The organism is Pseudahrensia aquimaris, from assembly GCF_042676045.1.
GTDB lineage: Bacteria > Pseudomonadota > Alphaproteobacteria > Rhizobiales > Rhizobiaceae > Pseudahrensia > Pseudahrensia aquimaris.
Window position 1 is genome coordinate 242,336 of the sequence record NZ_JBHTJV010000003.1, and the last position, 17,021, is coordinate 259,356.

Sequence of the window (17,021 nt, forward strand, 5' to 3'; positions counted from 1 at the left end):
TCGTCAAGACCTAGCGCCGGAACTAGCGCTGATGCAGTGATGTGACAGTCATGCGTGGGGCCAGTCCCTCGGGATCCACAATCAGATCGAGCACCGCTCCTGTGGGCGAGGCGCAGGCGCGGTCGAAGGCTGCGGGAAATTCATCTGTCTGCGTGATTTGCTCGCCATACATTCCGTATGCGTGGGCGAGTGCGGCGAAATCCGGGTTGACGATCTGAGTGCCGCTGACGCGCGTGGGATAATCGCGCTCCTGATGCATGCGGATCGTGCCGTATTGGCCGTTGTTCAAAATCAAAATCACAGGCGCCGCACCATGCTGAAGCGCGGTGCCGAGTTCCTGACAGTTCATCTGAAAGTCGCCGTCGCCTGCAAAACACAGCACGAAGCGTGTCGGGTCATGGATTTTCGCCATCACGGCAGCGGGAACGCCCGCGCCCATCGCGCCGGACTGGGGACCGAGCAATGTCATGGCTTCACCATAAGGCAGATGACGGCTGGGCCAGATGGCGAAATTGCCTGCTCCATTGGTGACAATGGCATCCGGCGGCAAGGCGGTGCGCAAATGGGCGACCACGGTACTCATGTCCAGCGCACCGGGCTGCGGTGGCGTTTCAACCGTTGTTTCCCAAGCGGCGTGAACCTCTTGCGTGCGTTTGGCCCAGACGGGCGCTTCAATCGGGTCCAATGCAGCAAGAGTGTTGAGTGCGGCGTTCGGGCAGGAAAGGACTGCGAGATCAGGGGTGAAAATCTTGCCGATTTCCGCCTCGCTGGCGTGAATATGAACCAGTGGTTTGTCGAAGGTCGCGGGATCGAACAGCGTGTAACCATCGGTCAGCATTTCACCGAAACGCACGTTGACGGCGATCAAGAGGTCGCTCTCGTCAAGGAATTTGCGGACGTGTGGCGGCATACCCACACCGGCATCACCAGCATAAGAGGGCGAAGCGTTGTCCATCAGGTCTTGAGACCGGAAAGCCGAGACGACGGGCAATGTATTGGCTTCTGCAAAGCGCTTCAAAGCCGCCTGCCCGCTCGCGTTCCAGCCACCGCCGCCGACAATCAGCACCGGCTTGTGCGCTGCAGCGAGACGCTCGCGGATGGCCTTTGAATCAACGTCGGTCATATGCGGTTTCGCGGCCACGATTTTGCCCCGTGGCAGGGCTGTACATTCTTCGGTCAGCATGTCTTCCGGCAGAGCGACCACCACCGGACCGGGTCTTCCTGCAAGCGCCACCTGAAAGGCGCGGGCGACGATTTCCGGCACGCGATTTGGATCGTCAATTTCAACGGCCCATTTCGCCATGGAGCCGAACACAGCCTTGTAGTCAAGTTCCTGAAACGCTTCGCGTCCCTTCATGGAGCGGGCAATCTGGCCCACGAAAACCACCATTGGCGAGGAATCTTGCATGGCGGTGTGGATGCCGATTGAGGCGTTGGTCGCTCCCGGCCCACGGGTAACAAAGCAAATGCCGGGCTTGCCCGTCAGCTTGCCGTAGGCCTCGGCCATGAAGGCCGCCCCGCCCTCGTTGCGCGTGCCGATGAATTTGAAGGCATTCGAGACGTCATGCAGCGCATCGAGAACGGCAAGATAGCTCTCTCCCGGCACGCCGAAACCCATTTCGACCTCCTGATTGAGGAGGCATTGCACGAGGACTTGGGCGGCGGTGGGCATGGGCAAGGGTTCCGGAAAATTAGAGACTAGAGGTCGAAATCGGGCGGCAAGATGGTTTTGCTGCCTGCAGCTTTGAGCACAAGATTGCCTTCCAACCAAACAAGAATTCTTTGGACCGCTTCTTCGGGATCGGGATCCGACAGAGGAAGGCGCAAGAGCAGCCAGTCGTGAAACGTGCCGATCACCTCACCGGCGATGGAGCGGTATACCTCGCCCTCTCTTTCGGCCATTGCGAGCATATCGAACCAGACGTGGAGAAATGCCCGGCCGCCTTCGCTGCTGATTTGCTCCATCACCTCCTCCGCGCATTGCCTCCGGCTCTGCGCCCTCTCCTGCGGGAGCGACGTGTTGAGCCTTGCCCGAACGATGGATGCTATATGGTGAGCGATCTGTGCGACCAGACGGTCCTTCGAACCGAAATGGTAGATCAACATGCGGTCGCTTGTTCCGGCGGCGTTAGCCAGCGGCCTGAGACTGGCGTTCTGCAAGCCATGCTGCATCACATGGGCGGCAAGCTGTTCGAGATAGGTTTCCGGTCCGGCAGGCACGATCATCCTCATTCACATAAATGTAGCGAAAGCTACATAATGTTATTGTAGCGAACGCTACGCATCGATTATGTTGCGAATGCTACACTTTCACAACAGGAGCTTCAATCATGGACATTTTCACCCTCACCGCCGCTGCGGCTGCCGTTGGTCTGGTCATTTTTGTTTTAATCCTAGCCACAGGTGCAAAAGCGCACCGTGGCCGATCATGGCTTTTGTCGGCGGGGCTCAGCGTCGCCTTTCTTGGCTGGTCGCTGTTTGCCATCGCCAGCGAGGGCATGTTCGGCTTCTGGACAGAACACGTTCGCAATGCGTGGGGAAACCAGATCTGGTTTGATTTGCTGCTGGCCGTGGGCGTTGCGCTGACTTTCATGATGCCAAAAGCGAAAGCCTTGGGCATGAACGTCACGCTTTGGTCGCTGCTGGTTCTGGCTACGGGCTGCATTGGTCTGACCGCGATGGCCGCGCGGATTTTCTACCTAGAAGGGAAATCGGTCAGTGAAAAAACAAACACCCGGCTGCATGTGCAACCGGGTGCTTAAATTTTCGGAAACCGAAGACCGTCTTAGCGGATTTTCACCGTGGCGAATTTGCCGTCTTTGACTTCCAGTTCCTTGTAGGAACCAGCAGCTTCGCCGACTTCTGTAAAGGTCACGTTGGACGCGCCTTCATAGTCAACCTGACCGCCGTTTTTGAGGATTTCCAGTGCCTTGGCAAGTTCACCTGGCAGGATTTTCTCGCCCGGTGCGTTGGCGACTTCCATCACCTTCGCCTGAATGGCTGCGCGGTCTGTTGAACCGGCTGCCTGCATGGCGAGGATCATCAACGCAGCCGCGTCGTATGATTCCGGCATGAAGGGGCCGTCGTTCTTGGCAAGACCACCAGCGGTCGCGACTTCCTTGAACTTGGCTGCGCCTTCGGATTCAGAACCCGGCAGGGTGCCGATCGTGCCGTTCAGATCTGCGCCAATAGCTTCGATCAGGCTTTCGCCAATCATGCCGTCTGCCAGAATGAACTGGTCGAACGCGCCGGTGTCGAGCGAAGTCTGGATAATGCCTTTACCGCCTTGGTCGACATAGCCGAATACTGCAAGGTGCTTGGAACCGGAAGCAGCGAGTGCGCCGACTTCAGCGGAATAGTCGGCCTTGCCGTCTTCGTGAGCAGCAGAGATCGAGATCTTGCCACCGTTTGCGGTGAATGCGGTTGCGAACGCATCCGAAAGGCCCTTGCCGTAGTCGTTGTTCGTGTAGGTCACGGCGACTTCGGTGATGCCGCGGTCTTTCAACACTTCAGCCAAAACCTGACCCTGACGGGCGTCGGATGGGGCTGTGCGGAAGAAGAAACCTTTGTCTTCGATGGTCGTCAGCGCTGGCGATGTCGCGGAAGGCGAAATCATCGTCACGCCGTTCGGCACGCCGACATTGTTTGCGATTGCGGTTGTCACGCCGGAGCAGTCTGCGCCCATGATAGCGACAACACCGTCCGATGTGATGAGTTTTTCAGCGGCAGCCGAAGCGGCCGCAGCGTCCGTGCAGGTGGAGTCCCCGCGCACGGGCACGATTACTTTGCCATCGAGCAGCATTTTAGAATCGGAAGCTTCTTTCATGGCGAGTTCAGCGGCTGCGGCCATGTCTGGCGTCAGCGATTCAATCGGGCCGGTGAAGCCCAGGATAACGCCCATTTTGACCTCGTGGCCGCCGGCGAATGCTGATGTCGCAAGGCCCGCAAGAATGGTCGTGGTGAGAAGAAGTTTCTTCATGTGTCTCTCCCTGTTGAGAAGGTTTGGCCTCGTGTTGGAAGCCGGTCTGATGAGCCCGCTTATGCCAGATTGGCGCAGCGGATCGTTTTGGTTTGACGTCGTTCGATTAGAAAGGGTTTGAAGCCCCCCTTCTCTATCTGTCTGCAATTTCCCATTTTTTAATGGGCAATTGCAAATGGTTTTCGCAAGCCTCCTTACGCCTGGGATTGTTGTCGTTCCGGCAGCACGCCGCCGGGCGAAAAGCGCATGACAAGAAGCATCACCGCACCCATGATGATGAGGCGCATGTGTTGGGCACTGTCGAGCAGGTGTGTGCGAAGCCACGAACCATCTTCCATGCCTTGTGTGACCACTCCCATGAACCAATTGCCTACGGGTTCGGCCTCGATCCAAATGAACCAGATGAGAAACCCGCCGAAGACAGCGCCAAGATTGTTGCCCGAACCGCCAACGATCACCATCACCCAGATGAGGAACGTGTAGCGCAAGGGCTGGTAGGTCGACGGGGTGAATTGCCCGTCCAGCGTGGTGAGCATTGCACCTGCAATTCCGACGACCGCTGAACCCAGAATGAAAATTTGCAAATGGCGACGGGTGACATTCTTGCCCATTGCCGCGGCCGATACTTCATTGTCGCGAATGGCACGCACCATGCGCCCCCAAGGCGACGCGAGCGCCAAAACACACAGCGCCAAGACAGCCAGCAGAACGGCGGTGAAGAGGCCCGTGTAGCACAGTTTCACGAAAAGGCTGGAACCTTCGATGACCGCATCTCGCAGAACGGTGGTACGGGCGTCTCCTGTCAGCCCTTCGAGACGACTGGAGAAAAACCACTCTACCCAGCCCGCAAAGACTTCACTTTCCTGAAGCTGCAATTCGTATGGCACGGGGCGGTCCAAGCCGGTAACGTTTTTCACGCCGCGGGTGAGCCAGTCTTCGTTTTTCATCGTGGCGATGAGAATTTCGGAAATGCCGAGCGTGGCGATAGCGAGATAGTCGGAACGCAGGCCAAGAGCGACCTTGCCGATGAACCACGCGATACCAGCGGCGAATAGGCCACCCACGAACCATGAAAAAATGATCGGCAAGCCCAAACCGCCGAGATAGCCGGAACTCGCGGGATTATCTGCCTCAATCGCATTGACCGCCGGATCGTAGACCGAACGAATAAGGAAATAACCGCCGAGAGCGACAATGAAGATCACCGCGTTCTTCGTGCCGCCTGAGCGCATTCGCTTGACGATGAACCAGATTGCGGCGGCGACCATGGCAGTTAGCACCCCTGCCCCCAAAATGCCCAGGCCACCTGCTGCCCATGCGGTTGGCACGGGTGGTTTGGACACGAGCAAAGCGGCTACACCGCCGAGTGCCGCGAAGCCCATGATCCCGACATTGAACAGGCCCGCGTAGCCCCACTGAATGTTCACCCCCAGCGCCATAATGGCGGAGATGATGCACAAATTCAGGATCGACAGCATGACGTTCCACGACTGGAAATAGCCGACGATTAGCAGCAGCACGGCCATGATCGTGAAAACAAAGACGGCGCGGGAATTGCCTTGCAGGGTCATATTACTTTCCCTTTCAGCAGGCCGGTCGGGCGCACGAGCAGGACCAGAACCAGAATGATGAATGAGACGGCGAATTTATAATCCGTCGATAGCAATTGCATCAGCCCGTCCGGCGCCCAGCTTTCGGGCACGAGGTAGGTCAGGAACTTTTTGTAGGCATAGGTGACGAGAACTTCAGAGAAAGCCACGACGAAGCCACCCAAAATAGCTCCAACCGGCTGCCCCACACCGCCGACAATGGCAGCGGCAAACATCGGCAGCAGCAATTGGAAATAGGTGAACGGCTTGAAGCTCTTGTCGAGGCCGTAAAGCACGCCTGCAATGGTGGCCAGCGCGGCGGCGATGATCCATGTGACGGCAACAACTTTTTTGGGATCGATGCCCGAAAGGAGCGCCAAGTCTTCGTTGTCGGAGAAGGCGCGCATGGACTTGCCAGTGCGGGTTTTGTTGAGGAACCAGAAGAGCGCTGCCACCAAAATGACGGCGACAACAACAGTGAGCAATTGCGAAGACTTGATCGCCAAGCCTTCCTCCAAACCCAGCGCGTCACGGAAATCGCGGGCGCGAACAATGAAGCGTTCGCCGTCGAAGAAGTTCTGATCGTCCGGCCCGATGATGAAGCGCACGATGCCATTCATGACGAACATCACGCCGACCGAGGCCATAACCATGCGGATCGGCGGGGCTTTGACCAGTCTGTAATGAGAATAGACCAGCTTGTCGGTGAGCAACGCGAAGGCGGCTGTGAAAGCGACGCCAAACGGCAGAGCCAGCAGCGCGGTTGGCAGGAAGCCAAGCGAAAGGCCAAGGCTCTGGAACCACCACGTAAACAGGATCGTCACCATCGTTCCGAACGCCATCGTGTCGCCGTGGGCGAAATTGGCAAAGCGTAGGATGGAGTAGAGCAACGTGATGCCCAGCGCCCCCAGCGCCAGCTGTGAGCCGTAGGCGAGGCCGGGAATGAGCACGAAATTGGCGAACAGGACGAGGGCGTCTAGAACCTCCATACTATGCTCCTTGCCTATGGGTAAGCACGGTTGCGCCCCCACCCCAATCGGCTACGCCTCTTGGGCCTCCCCCATAGGTGGAGGCGAAGAGAGATCGAAACGGCATGGCGCTGCCTCCCCCTTGAGGGGAGGCCGGAGAACCAACGCTGATCCGGGTGGGGGAAAGTTCGTTCATCATCATCCCCCCAGAAAACTTTTGCGGACTTCGGGATTGGCAAGCAGCGCCTCGCCCGTGTCCGTGAAGCGGTTTTCGCCAGTGACCAGAACGTAGCCACGATCGGCGATGTTGAGTGCTTGGCGGGCGTTTTGTTCGACCATAAGGATAGCAACGCCCGTCTCGCGGATTTCCAGAATGCGGTCGAAGAGTTCGTCCATCACGATGGGCGAGACGCCCGCCGTGGGTTCGTCGAGCATCAAAACAGAAGGTTGGGTCATAAGCGCCCGGCCCACGGCAACCTGCTGGCGCTGACCGCCGGAAAGCTCGCCCGCCAATTGGTTGCGCTTTTCGCGCAGGATGGGGAACAGGTCGTAGATTTCATCTCGGGTGACGGTGAAGTCGTCTTCGCGCAGGAAAGCTCCCATTTCCAGATTTTCTTCCACGCTCATGCCGGTGAAAACGTTGCTCGTCTGAGGTACGAAGGCGATGCCTGCCGCGATGCGCGCTTGGGGGGAGAAGTTGGTGATGTCCTTGCCATCCAGCGTCACCTGCCCCTCGCGCAGATCAAGCATGCCCAGCATGGCCTTCATGGCAGTGGACTTGCCCGCGCCGTTGGGGCCAACGATGACGGCGATTTCGCCTTGCTCAACGCCGATGGTGCAGCCTTTGAGAATGTCTGCGCCGCCGTAACCGCCGGTCAGATTTTCGCCCATGCAAAACATCAGGCTTTCGCCTTCTTGGCCGGAGTTTTGTTCTTCAAACCGCGTCCGAGATAGGCCTCGATGACCTCCTCGTTGTTCTTCACCTCGTCCGCCGTACCTTTGGCCAGCACAGCACCTTCGGCCATTACGATGACAGGGTCGCAGAGGCGGCCGATGAAATCCATGTCGTGTTCGATCATGCAAAACGTGTAGCCACGCTCTTCATTGAGGCGCAGGATCGCATCGCCAATTTCAGCCAGCAGCGTGCGGTTGACGCCAGCGCCGACCTCATCGAGCAGCACGACCTTAGCGTCGACCATCATGGTGCGGCCCAGTTCCAACAGTTTCTTTTGACCGCCGGAGAGATTGCCAGCGCGTTCGCCGACGAGGTGGGTAAGATTGAGAAATTCGATCACGTCCAGCGCGCGGTCGCGGATTTCGGCCTCTTGTGCTTTCACCTCGCCGCGGCGGAACCAAGCATTCCACAGCGTCTCGCCCTTTTGATCGGCAGGCACCATCATCAGGTTTTCCAGCACCGAAAGCGTGGAGAATTCGTGGGCGATCTGGAAAGTGCGCAACAGGCCTTTGGCAAACAATTCGTGGGGCGGCAGGCCCGTTACGTCCTCACCGTCAAGATAGACCTTGCCTGACGTGGGCGGGAACAGGCCGGCGACGATGTTGAACAGGGTTGTTTTGCCCGCACCGTTGGGGCCAATCAGGCCAGTGATGGAGCCTTTGCCGATTTCGAGCGATGCATCGTTGACGGCACGGACGCCGCCAAACTGTTTGCTCAATGCCTCAACTCGGATCATAGGGCCTCAACACAAAATGGGAGCCTGTGCGGACCCCATACTCAACCAAAATGCTGCGATGAGTTAGAACAAGGTCACGATAGGCGCAACAGGCAATCTGGTGCTGTGGGCCAGCTGTTCGCATTTGCGCTTGTTGCCGCGCTTGGCCTGCGGCACCATTGTGTTTGTATTCTCGCCGACAGGAGGCAGGCATATGGCCGCTGAAGAACAGCCTTTCCCAAAACCAAACCGCCCTACTCCGTGGGCGCAGATGGCACCACAATTGGTGGATGTTGCGATGGGCCGCAAAGCCGCTGATCTGGTGGTGCGCGGCGGGCGATGGGTGAATGTGTATTCAGGCGAAGTGATCGACGAAACCGACCTTGCGATTTCAGGTGGCCGTTTTGCCTATTGCGGGCCGGATGCGAGCCATTGCATTGGGGCGGATACGCGGGTGGTCGACGCCGAAGGACGCTATTTGGTTCCGGGCCTGTGCGATGCGCACATGCATGTGGAATCCGGCATGGTGACGGTGAGCGAATTTTGCCGCGCCGTCATTCCCCATGGCACGACAAGCATGTTCATTGACCCCCACGAAATCGCCAATGTGCTCGGCATGGCAGGCGTTCGGTTGATGCACGATGAAGCGATGGGAATGCCGACGAATGTTTACGTGCAGATGCCGTCCTGCGTGCCGTCTGCGCCGGGCTTGGAGAACGCGGCCGCCTCGCTGGGGCCGGAGGACATCGCGCAGGCCATGGCGTGGCCGAACATCATTGGCCTTGGGGAAGTGATGGATTTTCCCGGTGTTGCGGCCAACACACCGCGCATGAGCGGCGAAGTGGCGGCAACGATGGCTGCGGGCAAGACCGTTGGCGGGCATTTCGCCTCGCCCGTGCTAGACCACGCCTTCCACGCCTATGCCGCCGGTGGGCCGGCGGATGATCATGAAGGCACGCGCAAGGAAGACGCGATTGCCCGCGTGCGGCAGGGCATGAAGGCAATGATCCGGCTGGGGTCGGCTTGGTACGACGTTAAAGAAGGCGTGCGCGGCATCACCGAAGACGGGCTGGACCCGCGCAACTTTATTCTGTGCACAGACGATTGCCATTCCGGCACGCTGGTGAACGAAGGCCATATGAACCGCGTCGTCAAACACGCCATCGAATGTGGCGTTGCGCCTGTGACCGCCATTCAGATGGCCACTTTGAACACTGCACAACATTTCGGGCTGGAGCGTGAATTGGGGTCGATCGCGCCGGGGCGGCTGGCGGATTTTCTGCTTGTGGATGATCTGGAGAGGCTGACCATTTCCAGCGTCTTCGCCCATGGGCGCGAACTGGCGCGGGATGGGGTAATGGTGGCCGATTTGCCGGAAGCGACCTATCCCGACAGCGCGAAGAACACGATCAACATGAAGCGGGATTTGACCGCGCAGGATTTCGATATTGCAGCGCCTGTGACTGAGGGACAGGTGAAGGCGCGGGTGATCGGAATGGTGGAGAACCAGGCACCGACCGTGGCATTGGAGCGCGATGTTTCGGTGGCTGGCGGGCTGGTGGATTGCGATGTTGAAGCTGACCTCTGCCAGATCGCGCTGGTTGAGCGCCACCGGGCAACCGGCGGCGTTGTGAACGGCTTGGTGTCAGGGTTCGGCTATAACGTGCCCTGTGCGATGGCCTCGACGGTGGCCCATGACAGCCACCAAATGATCGTCGTCGGGACATCCAAAGAGGACATGGCGCTTGCCGCCAACCGATTGCGGGAAGTTGGCGGCGGCGTAACGCTATTTCGCGAGGGTGCAGAGTTGGCAATGATCGAAATGCCGATTGCGGGGCTAATGTCAGACGAGCGCGCCGAAATCGTCGCCGCCAAAGCCGACAGGCTCACCGCCGCCATGGCCGAATGCGGCTGCACCCTCAACAACGCCTACATGCAGCACTCACTTCTGGCGCTCGTCGTGATCCCCGAATTGCGGATATCCGATATTGGGTTGGTGGACGTTCGGACGTTTCAGAAGGTGGATTTGTTTGTCTGACACAATGCGCCGCCCTCGTGCTGACGAGTGCGATCACATCACCGGGCTTTGCCTCAACTCAAAGCGTTCGCTGGGCTACGACGAAGCCTTTATGGCGCAGTGTGAGGACGAGTTGACCGTTACGCCGGGTGATCTTGAAAATGCCGAGTTTTGGGGATTGGACCGCGATGGGCAACTCATCGGTGTCGGCGCACTGCGATTGGATCTGGAAAAGCGCGAAGGGGAGATCAAGACGTTTTTCATCGCGCCAGACCTTCGCGGCAGCGGGGTTGGGCGCCTCATCTGGGCGCAATTGCTGGAGCGAGCGGGGGCGCATGGATTGAAGCGCCTCACCTTAACATCGGAACCGCTCTCGACCGGATTTTACGAGAAGCTCGGCTTTGCGGTGATCGGGCAAGAACCTTCCGGTTCCATCGAAGGGCGGTTTCTGCCGCTGATGGAGCTGAAGTTGGGCGAAAGAACAAGCGCTTGACCCTCACCGTCTTTCTTATGGTGCTTCTGGCGGCGGCTATTCATGCTTCCTGGAATGCGCTTGTGAAATCGACCGGCGACAAGGTGGTTTCTATGACCGCCGTGACGGTTGGCCATGCGCCTTTGGCGCTTCTGGCTATGCCGTTCGTGCCAATGCCAAAGATTGAAGCCCTGCCCTATTTGATCGGCTCGGTGTTCATTCATACGGGCTATCAACTGGCGCTGATGCTGGCCTACCGGCTGGGGGATTTCACGCAGGTCTATCCGATTGCGCGGGGCAGCGGGCCGGCGCTGGTGATGCTGTTTTCGGTGTTCGTTTTGGGGATAGCTTTCTCCGCGCCGCAATTGGCGGCGGTGGCGTTGGTTGTGGCAGGCATCTTCTGCCTTGCCCTTCTGCGCCAGACCGATGGGCTGCGCAACCCGCAAGCCGTGGGCGCGGCGCTGATGACGGGTTGTTTCATCGCTTCCTATTCCGTCGTCGACGGCCTTGGTGCGAGAGCGGCGGGCTCGGCTGTTGGTTATATCGCCTGGATGACGACGATAAATGCGCTCGTTTTCGCCATCATCATCGGCATCGTAAACCGCCCTGCCCTGAAAGCGGTGTTCACGCAACCGCAGGCGCAGCGCACATTCGTTTTCGGCGGCGCAGGGTCTGTATTGGCTTACGTGATGGTTGTTTGGGCGATGACACAAGCGCCGATTGCGCTTGTGACTGCACTGCGAGAAACCAGCACCGTTTTCGCCCTGTTTCTCGGCGTGGTTTTCCTGAAGGAACGCCTGACCATCGGCAAGGTGGTGGCAACCGTCCTGGTGTTGAGCGGTGTGCTGCTGCTGCGGATGAACGGCTGAATTACTCGGCCATCAGGACCGGCGTAATCATCTGCTTCAGAATCGTGTTCGTCACCCCGCCAAACGCCCGCTCGCGCAGGCGGGAATGGCTGTATGCGCCCATGACGAGCAGGTCTGCGCCAGTGTCAGACAGGTAGTTCAAGATCAGATTGTCGGCTGAAGCGTCCGGCGCTACGTGAAGATCGACCTTCGCTTCAATGCCGTGACGGGCCAGATGGGCCGCGATTTCCGCGCCCGGCTTGTCGCCATGGGCATCGCCCCGATCATCGGGGTTGATGACGAGGACGATCACCTCATTGCGGTCTTTCAGGATCGGGATCGCGTCGTTGAGCGCACGCACGGCCTTTTTGCCGCCATCCCAGGCGATCACCGCTTTGCGGATGGGGCGGATGTTGCGGCCGATATAGGGCACCACATAAACAGGTCGACCCGAGGCGAAGAGAACGCCATCGAGCAGGGTTTCGTTGAAGCTGGCATTGTCATCGTCCGGGTTGGGCTGGCCCATAAAGGTCAAATCCACATGGCGGGCATGATAGGCCAAGCGAGCCGGTGCTTTAGAAGCCGAACAGGAGATCACCACGCTGTCGTGCGCCACGCCGGCCGCTTTGGCGGCTTCGGTGAACTTCGCAACCGCTTCTTCGGCGCTTTTTTGAACGATCTCTTTTTGCTGCGAGACCAGAGAGGCCGGAATGGCGATGCCGACATAGGACGAAATGGTCGATTCAAGCGCCAGAGCCGCGCCAATCACCCGCGCCTCGTGGCGTTCCGCCAGCGCCAAAGCCGCCGCAACGCGGTCGGTGCAGGCATCGCTGGAATCGATGTGAACGAGAATGTCTTTGAAGGCCATGGATGCGCTCGCTTTGTTCGGCAAATTGATGAGTAACTAATGCAATATCACACCCTTGCGTTCCTTGATGCAGATCAAATTGCGCCGCTCAGCCACAAGTGCTTCGGTAGCCCTCTTGGCAAACCCTTGCAATCGAGCGGTTATGCTGTATATCCCACCGCGCACACGAAGGTCGGGCTTCCGGCTGGTGGCTGAACGGATGGGGTTTTTCTTTAGCTTAGGCGCTGAAAAACCAGGCTTTCATTGATTGCTGTCCTTCCCGTGTCTCCGCTCTCGACACTTCTTTATCGCGCCTTTTGCGGCCCTTTTCGGCTGTGACCCAAGCGTTGATGAGGCTTTGCGCTGGAAGCTCAAACAAAAAGGACAAAGGCATTGGCCCTTTACGAACATATTTTCATGGCCCGTCAGGACGTTTCGTCCCAGCAGGTTGATACGCTTGTGGAACACTTCAAAGGTGTTCTGGAAGCCAATGGTGGCTCGGTCGGCAAGATTGAGAACTGGGGTTTGAAAACCCTGCCCTACCGCGTCAACAAAAACCGCAAAGCGCACTATGCGCTGATGAACATCGACGCGCCATCGGCTGCTGTCGCAGAAATGGAGCGTCAGATGCGCCTGCACGAAGATGTGCTGCGTTACATGACGATCCGCGTTGAAGAGCACGAAGAAGGCCCATCGGCCATGCTGCGCAAGAGCGACCGCGATGATCGCCGTCCACCGCGTGGTGGTGACCGTGGTGACCGCCCGGATCGCGGCGAACGCCGTCCGCGCGAAGACGCGCCAGCAGCAGAATAAGAGAGAGATAAGACCATGGTTGCCATCGAACAGATGCCATCGCGCCGCCCGTTTCAGCGTCGCCGCAAAACCTGCCCTTTCACTGGCGAAAACGCCCAGACAATCGATTACAAGGACGTGAAACTCCTGCAGCGCTACATTTCCGAGCGCGGCAAGATTGTGCCTTCCCGCATTACAGCTGTCAGCCTGAAGAAACAGCGTGAATTGGCCCGTGCCATCAAACGCGCCCGTTTCCTTGCGCTGATCCCTTACGTAATCAAGTAAGCATCCTCGCCGCAGCGCCGTCTGACCGATGGCGCTGCGGCAACCGACTTTTTGACGACTATCACGGGCTGTGGTTCAGCCCCTGTGCGTTTGTAACGAGCGCACCCCTTTCAACCATGTTGGTTGGCCAGCGTGCCGGCCTAACTGAAGCTAAGTGCTTCAGGACAGCGAGACAGATGACCAGCAGAGCACTCCTCATCGCAATCGTTTGCGGGCTGATTTCAGCCCTAATGCTGGCCGCGCCTTTGCGGCTCGGCGGGTTGGGCGCAATGTTGTTTTTGTTTGCCGCCACCCCCGTTTGCGTCAGTGCGCTTGGCTTCGGCACCAAAGCGGGCGTGATTAGCGGTTTGATGGGCGCTATTGCTTTTGGCGCATTTCTCGGGCCGGTCAACGGCATCTCAGTTTTCGTGTTTTCCCTGCTGCCGGGCATTTGGGCCGGACACATGGCCGGGCTGGTGTCTTACGACGATGGTGACGCTAACTGGTTCCCACTCTCAACGATACTAACCAGACTGGCGTTTCTTGCTGCAGGCTCAGTGATCGCCATCGGCTACATCAATGGCCTGAACGGCGAAGGCTTGAACGCCTATGTCAACGAAAGCCTGACTGCCATGATGACGGCGGCTGGAGAACAGAACCCCAATTTGGCTGTTCCCTCTCAAGAGCAGATTGGACAATCGGCGGCGCAAATTGTTGGCTTTTTCCCGATGTTCGCCCCCGCCTTTCTGCTCATTACTTATGTCTGGAACTTGAGCTTTGGTGCCCGCATCGCCCGTGCAAACGGCTGGATGCTGCGGCCAAAAGACGACATTCCGTCGATGACAGGTGTGGAATTGGGTCTGGTCGGCGTCTTTGCGGCCGCTCTGCTGATATCGTTCTTCGGTGGCACAGTCGGCCTCGCCGCGAAAGTTGTCGCGGGCGCTACGGGCGCTGCGCTTATGCTGACCGGCTTTGCTGTGCTGCACGACCTCACGCGCGGCGTGGCTGCGCGGGGGCTGCTGCTCGGCACCACCTACGCGTTTACTTTTCTCACGCTCATTCCCGCTTTTTTCATGCTGATCCTCGGATTGGTCGAAACCTTCACAGGGCTTCGCGCACGGCGCGGCGGCCCTCCCTCTTCAACCTGAATATCTAAAACACCAAAGGAATATCCCATGGATGTCATTCTTCTCGAACGCGTTGCAAAACTTGGCCAACTCGGCGATGTCGTAACAGTCAAACCCGGTTACGCCCGCAACTACCTCTTGCCACAAGGCAAAGCACTGCGTGCCAACAAAGCCAACATGGCCCATTTCGAAGCCCAACGCGCCGATCTGGAAACCCGCAACGAAGAGCGCAAGAAAGAAGCGCAGGCAATTGCAGACAAGCTCAACGGCAACACATATATCGCCGTGCGTTCCGCTGGCGAAACCGGCCAGCTTTATGGCTCGGTCGCAGCCCGCGATATCACGTCAACGCTGGACGAAGCCGGATTCTCTGTCAGCCGTGGCATGGTAGAACTGCAACAGCCCATCAAAGTGATCGGCCTGCACGTGGTGACCATCATGCTCCACCCTGAAGTAGAAGCTGAAATCACCATGAACGTAGCCCGTTCCGAGGACGAAGCGGTGCGTCAGGCAGCCGGTGAAGACCTCACACGCCGCGATGCGTTTGATGGCGACGACGAAGCAGAAGACGAAATCTCCATCGAAGACGTGTTCGAAAACCCTGAAGATGTTGATCTCGACGGCGATCTTGGCGGCGAGGAATCCGCTGAGGCCGAAGCAGAGACCGAGATTGAAGAGCAGGCCGAAAACATGACCATGGGTGACGAAGCCCAGTCGGAAGACGAAGCGAAAAGCTAAGCCGTCCTCAAACCTCTGGAAATCAAGGGCCGTGCCGCGCATTTTTCGCGGCACGGCCTTTTTCATGGGAAGCCCTCGCCCGAGGTTTTCCCCGCTATCCCTGCTGGAGCGGCGAAAATAATTTTGTCGCCGAGTGTGACCCGCCTTCTGTTTGCTTAAGCGACGCACCAAGCTATTCAGGGTCGCGAAGATTCTTGTGAGACTGACGAAGGAAGACGGGCAAACGATATGGCTGATGCGGCAGAAAATATCCTTCCAGGCCCGGTGCCCTACCGCGCCGCACCGCATAATATCGAGGCAGAACAAGCACTTCTTGGCGCCATGCTGGTGAACAACGATGCGTTTTACCGCGTGTCGGATTTTCTTGAGGGCGACCATTTCTACGAACCGCTGCACCGCCAGATATACAAAGTGACATCGGAAATGATTCGGGCAGGCAAACGCGCCAACCCGGTCACGATCAAAACCTTCCTGCCGGAAGAAGAGAAGATCGGCGAGATGACGGTTGGCACCTATCTGGCGCGTCTGGCAGCGGAAGCGACCACGATCATCAACGCCGAAGACTATGGCCGTTCGATTTACGATCTTGCCATCCGCCGCAATCTGATCGGCATCGGCGAAGACATGGTCAATGTTGCCTTCGATGCACCAGTGGACGCTACACCTGCCGTACAGATTGAAGAAGCGGAACGTCGGCTGTTCGAACTGGCAGAAACGGGCCGCTATGATGGCGGCTTTGCCGATTTCGGCTCTGCGGTCGGCTTGGCAATCGACATGGCAGCGGCAGCGCACCAGCGCGATGGCAACCTGTCAGGCATCGCGACGGGCATGAACGCGCTCGACAGCCGCATGGGCGGCTTGCAGCCTTCCGATTTGATCATTCTGGCTGGCCGTCCCGCTATGGGGAAGACATCGTTGGCCACCAACATCGCGTTCAACATTGCCGAAGCCTACGAGCCGGAAATTCAACCCGATGGCACATCCAAGGCGGTGAATGGCGGGATTGTCGGCTTCTTCTCGCTGGAAATGGCGGCGGAACAGCTCGCAACGCGAATTATCGCAGAGCAGACGGAGATTTCTTCGTCGAAAATCCGACGGGGCGAAATAAACGACACGGAATTTGAGAAACTGGTTGCCTGTTCGCAGATGATGCACCGCATTCCGCTCTATATCGACCAGACGGGCGGCATTTCCATCGCGCAACTGGCCGCCCGCGCGCGGCGATTGAAGCGCCAGCGGGGCTTGGACGTGCTCATCATCGACTATGTGCAGCTAATGGTTGGCAACAAGCGCACGGACAACCGCGTGCAGGAAATCACCGAAATCACCACGGGCCTGAAAGCGCTGGCCAAGGAATTGCAGGTTCCCATCGTGGCTTTGTCACAGCTTTCCCGACAGGTGGAAAACCGCGAAGATAAACGCCCGCAACTCTCTGACCTGCGTGAATCGGGGTCGATCGAGCAGGACGCCGATGTGGTGCTGTTCGTTTATCGCGAGGAATATTATCTGCAAAACCGTGAGCCGGAAGAAGGCTCGTCCGAATACGAGACGTGGCGCACCAAGGTGGATATGGCACGTGGCAAGGCCGACGTCATCATCGCCAAACAACGCCACGGCCCAACCGGCACCGCCAACTTGGCGTTTCAGCCCGAATTCACCCGCTTTACCGATCTGGCCGAGGACGACCACCTGCCGGAGCGCATGGAGTAA

The 17,021-nt window shown here is 58.2% G+C and carries 17 protein-coding genes; 9 read left to right on the forward strand and 8 right to left on the reverse strand.

Annotated features, from left to right (window positions below; translation table 11 throughout):
- Positions 1-22: 22 nt before the first annotated feature.
- Both ACFQ14_RS04685 and ACFQ14_RS04690 read right to left on the reverse strand, forming a co-directional pair.
- Positions 23-1,672 carry a thiamine pyrophosphate-binding protein gene (locus ACFQ14_RS04685; RefSeq protein WP_377211542.1) on the reverse strand — a complete coding sequence of 550 codons (1,650 nt, stop codon included), beginning with the start codon at positions 1,670-1,672 and terminating at the stop codon, positions 23-25.
- 26 nt (positions 1,673-1,698) lie between these two features.
- Positions 1,699-2,226, reverse strand: a complete 528-nt coding sequence (locus ACFQ14_RS04690; RefSeq protein WP_377211543.1) for a TetR/AcrR family transcriptional regulator — start codon at positions 2,224-2,226, stop codon at positions 1,699-1,701.
- Between the two features lie 104 nt (positions 2,227-2,330).
- Between ACFQ14_RS04690 and ACFQ14_RS04695 the strand changes: the two genes are divergently transcribed.
- Positions 2,331-2,762 (forward strand): hypothetical protein, encoded by a 432-nt coding sequence (locus tag ACFQ14_RS04695; protein WP_377211544.1) that lies wholly within the window; start codon positions 2,331-2,333, stop codon positions 2,760-2,762.
- Between the two features lie 23 nt (positions 2,763-2,785).
- Here ACFQ14_RS04695 and ACFQ14_RS04700 read toward each other — a convergent pair whose 3' ends face one another.
- From ACFQ14_RS04700 to ACFQ14_RS04720, 5 genes are all read right to left on the reverse strand, one after another.
- On the reverse strand, positions 2,786-3,979 hold the full coding sequence (locus tag ACFQ14_RS04700; RefSeq protein WP_377211545.1) for an ABC transporter substrate-binding protein: 1,194 nt from the start codon (positions 3,977-3,979) through the stop codon (positions 2,786-2,788).
- Between the two features lie 194 nt (positions 3,980-4,173).
- Positions 4,174-5,550, reverse strand: a complete 1,377-nt coding sequence (locus ACFQ14_RS04705) for a branched-chain amino acid ABC transporter permease (RefSeq protein ID WP_377211546.1) — start codon at positions 5,548-5,550, stop codon at positions 4,174-4,176.
- Positions 5,547-6,557 (reverse strand): branched-chain amino acid ABC transporter permease, encoded by a 1,011-nt coding sequence (locus ACFQ14_RS04710; protein ID WP_377211547.1) that lies wholly within the window; start codon positions 6,555-6,557, stop codon positions 5,547-5,549. Before ACFQ14_RS04710 ends, ACFQ14_RS04705 begins: the two co-directional genes overlap by 4 nt.
- Before the next feature lie 177 nt (positions 6,558-6,734).
- Positions 6,735-7,436, reverse strand: coding sequence for an ABC transporter ATP-binding protein (locus tag ACFQ14_RS04715; protein ID WP_377211548.1), 702 nt, complete (start codon positions 7,434-7,436; stop codon positions 6,735-6,737).
- On the reverse strand, positions 7,436-8,227 hold the full coding sequence (locus tag ACFQ14_RS04720; protein ID WP_377211549.1) for an ABC transporter ATP-binding protein: 792 nt from the start codon (positions 8,225-8,227) through the stop codon (positions 7,436-7,438). The genes ACFQ14_RS04715 and ACFQ14_RS04720 overlap by 1 nt, the downstream gene beginning before the upstream one ends.
- 193 nt (positions 8,228-8,420) lie before the next feature.
- Here ACFQ14_RS04720 and ade point away from each other — a divergent pair, with 193 nt between their 5' ends.
- From ade to ACFQ14_RS04735, 3 genes are read left to right on the forward strand one after another with little or no spacing between them, the layout of a single operon-like run.
- Complete coding sequence (gene ade / locus ACFQ14_RS04725) at positions 8,421-10,244, forward strand: adenine deaminase (RefSeq protein WP_377211550.1); 1,824 nt, start codon at positions 8,421-8,423, stop codon at positions 10,242-10,244.
- Positions 10,237-10,716 (forward strand): GNAT family N-acetyltransferase, encoded by a 480-nt coding sequence (locus ACFQ14_RS04730; protein WP_377211551.1) that lies wholly within the window; start codon positions 10,237-10,239, stop codon positions 10,714-10,716. The genes ade and ACFQ14_RS04730 overlap by 8 nt, the downstream gene beginning before the upstream one ends.
- Positions 10,713-11,564 (forward strand): EamA family transporter, encoded by an 852-nt coding sequence (locus ACFQ14_RS04735; RefSeq protein WP_377211552.1) that lies wholly within the window; start codon positions 10,713-10,715, stop codon positions 11,562-11,564. The genes ACFQ14_RS04730 and ACFQ14_RS04735 overlap by 4 nt, the downstream gene beginning before the upstream one ends.
- A gap of 1 nt (position 11,565) precedes the next feature.
- Here ACFQ14_RS04735 and ACFQ14_RS04740 read toward each other — a convergent pair whose 3' ends face one another.
- Entirely contained in the window at positions 11,566-12,411 is an 846-nt protein-coding gene (locus tag ACFQ14_RS04740) for a universal stress protein (RefSeq protein ID WP_377211553.1), read from the reverse strand.
- A gap of 372 nt (positions 12,412-12,783) precedes the next feature.
- On the opposite strand from ACFQ14_RS04740, the gene rpsF reads away from it, so the two are divergent.
- The 5 genes from rpsF to ACFQ14_RS04765 all read left to right on the forward strand — a co-directional run bounded on the left by rpsF (position 12,784) and on the right by ACFQ14_RS04765 (position 17,021).
- Positions 12,784-13,203: a 30S ribosomal protein S6 gene (gene rpsF / locus ACFQ14_RS04745; RefSeq protein WP_377211554.1), complete on the forward strand. Its 420-nt coding sequence runs from the start codon at positions 12,784-12,786 to the stop codon at positions 13,201-13,203.
- Between the two features lie 15 nt (positions 13,204-13,218).
- Positions 13,219-13,467 (forward strand): 30S ribosomal protein S18, encoded by a 249-nt coding sequence (gene rpsR, locus ACFQ14_RS04750; RefSeq protein WP_377211555.1) that lies wholly within the window; start codon positions 13,219-13,221, stop codon positions 13,465-13,467.
- 176 nt (positions 13,468-13,643) lie between these two features.
- Positions 13,644-14,594, forward strand: coding sequence for a hypothetical protein (locus tag ACFQ14_RS04755; RefSeq protein ID WP_377211556.1), 951 nt, complete (start codon positions 13,644-13,646; stop codon positions 14,592-14,594).
- Positions 14,595-14,621: 27 nt separating this feature from the next.
- Positions 14,622-15,311 (forward strand): 50S ribosomal protein L9, encoded by a 690-nt coding sequence (rplI, locus tag ACFQ14_RS04760; RefSeq protein ID WP_377211557.1) that lies wholly within the window; start codon positions 14,622-14,624, stop codon positions 15,309-15,311.
- 228 nt (positions 15,312-15,539) lie between these two features.
- A complete protein-coding gene (locus ACFQ14_RS04765) occupies positions 15,540-17,021 on the forward strand; it encodes a replicative DNA helicase (RefSeq protein WP_377211558.1) in 1,482 nt (493 codons plus the stop codon).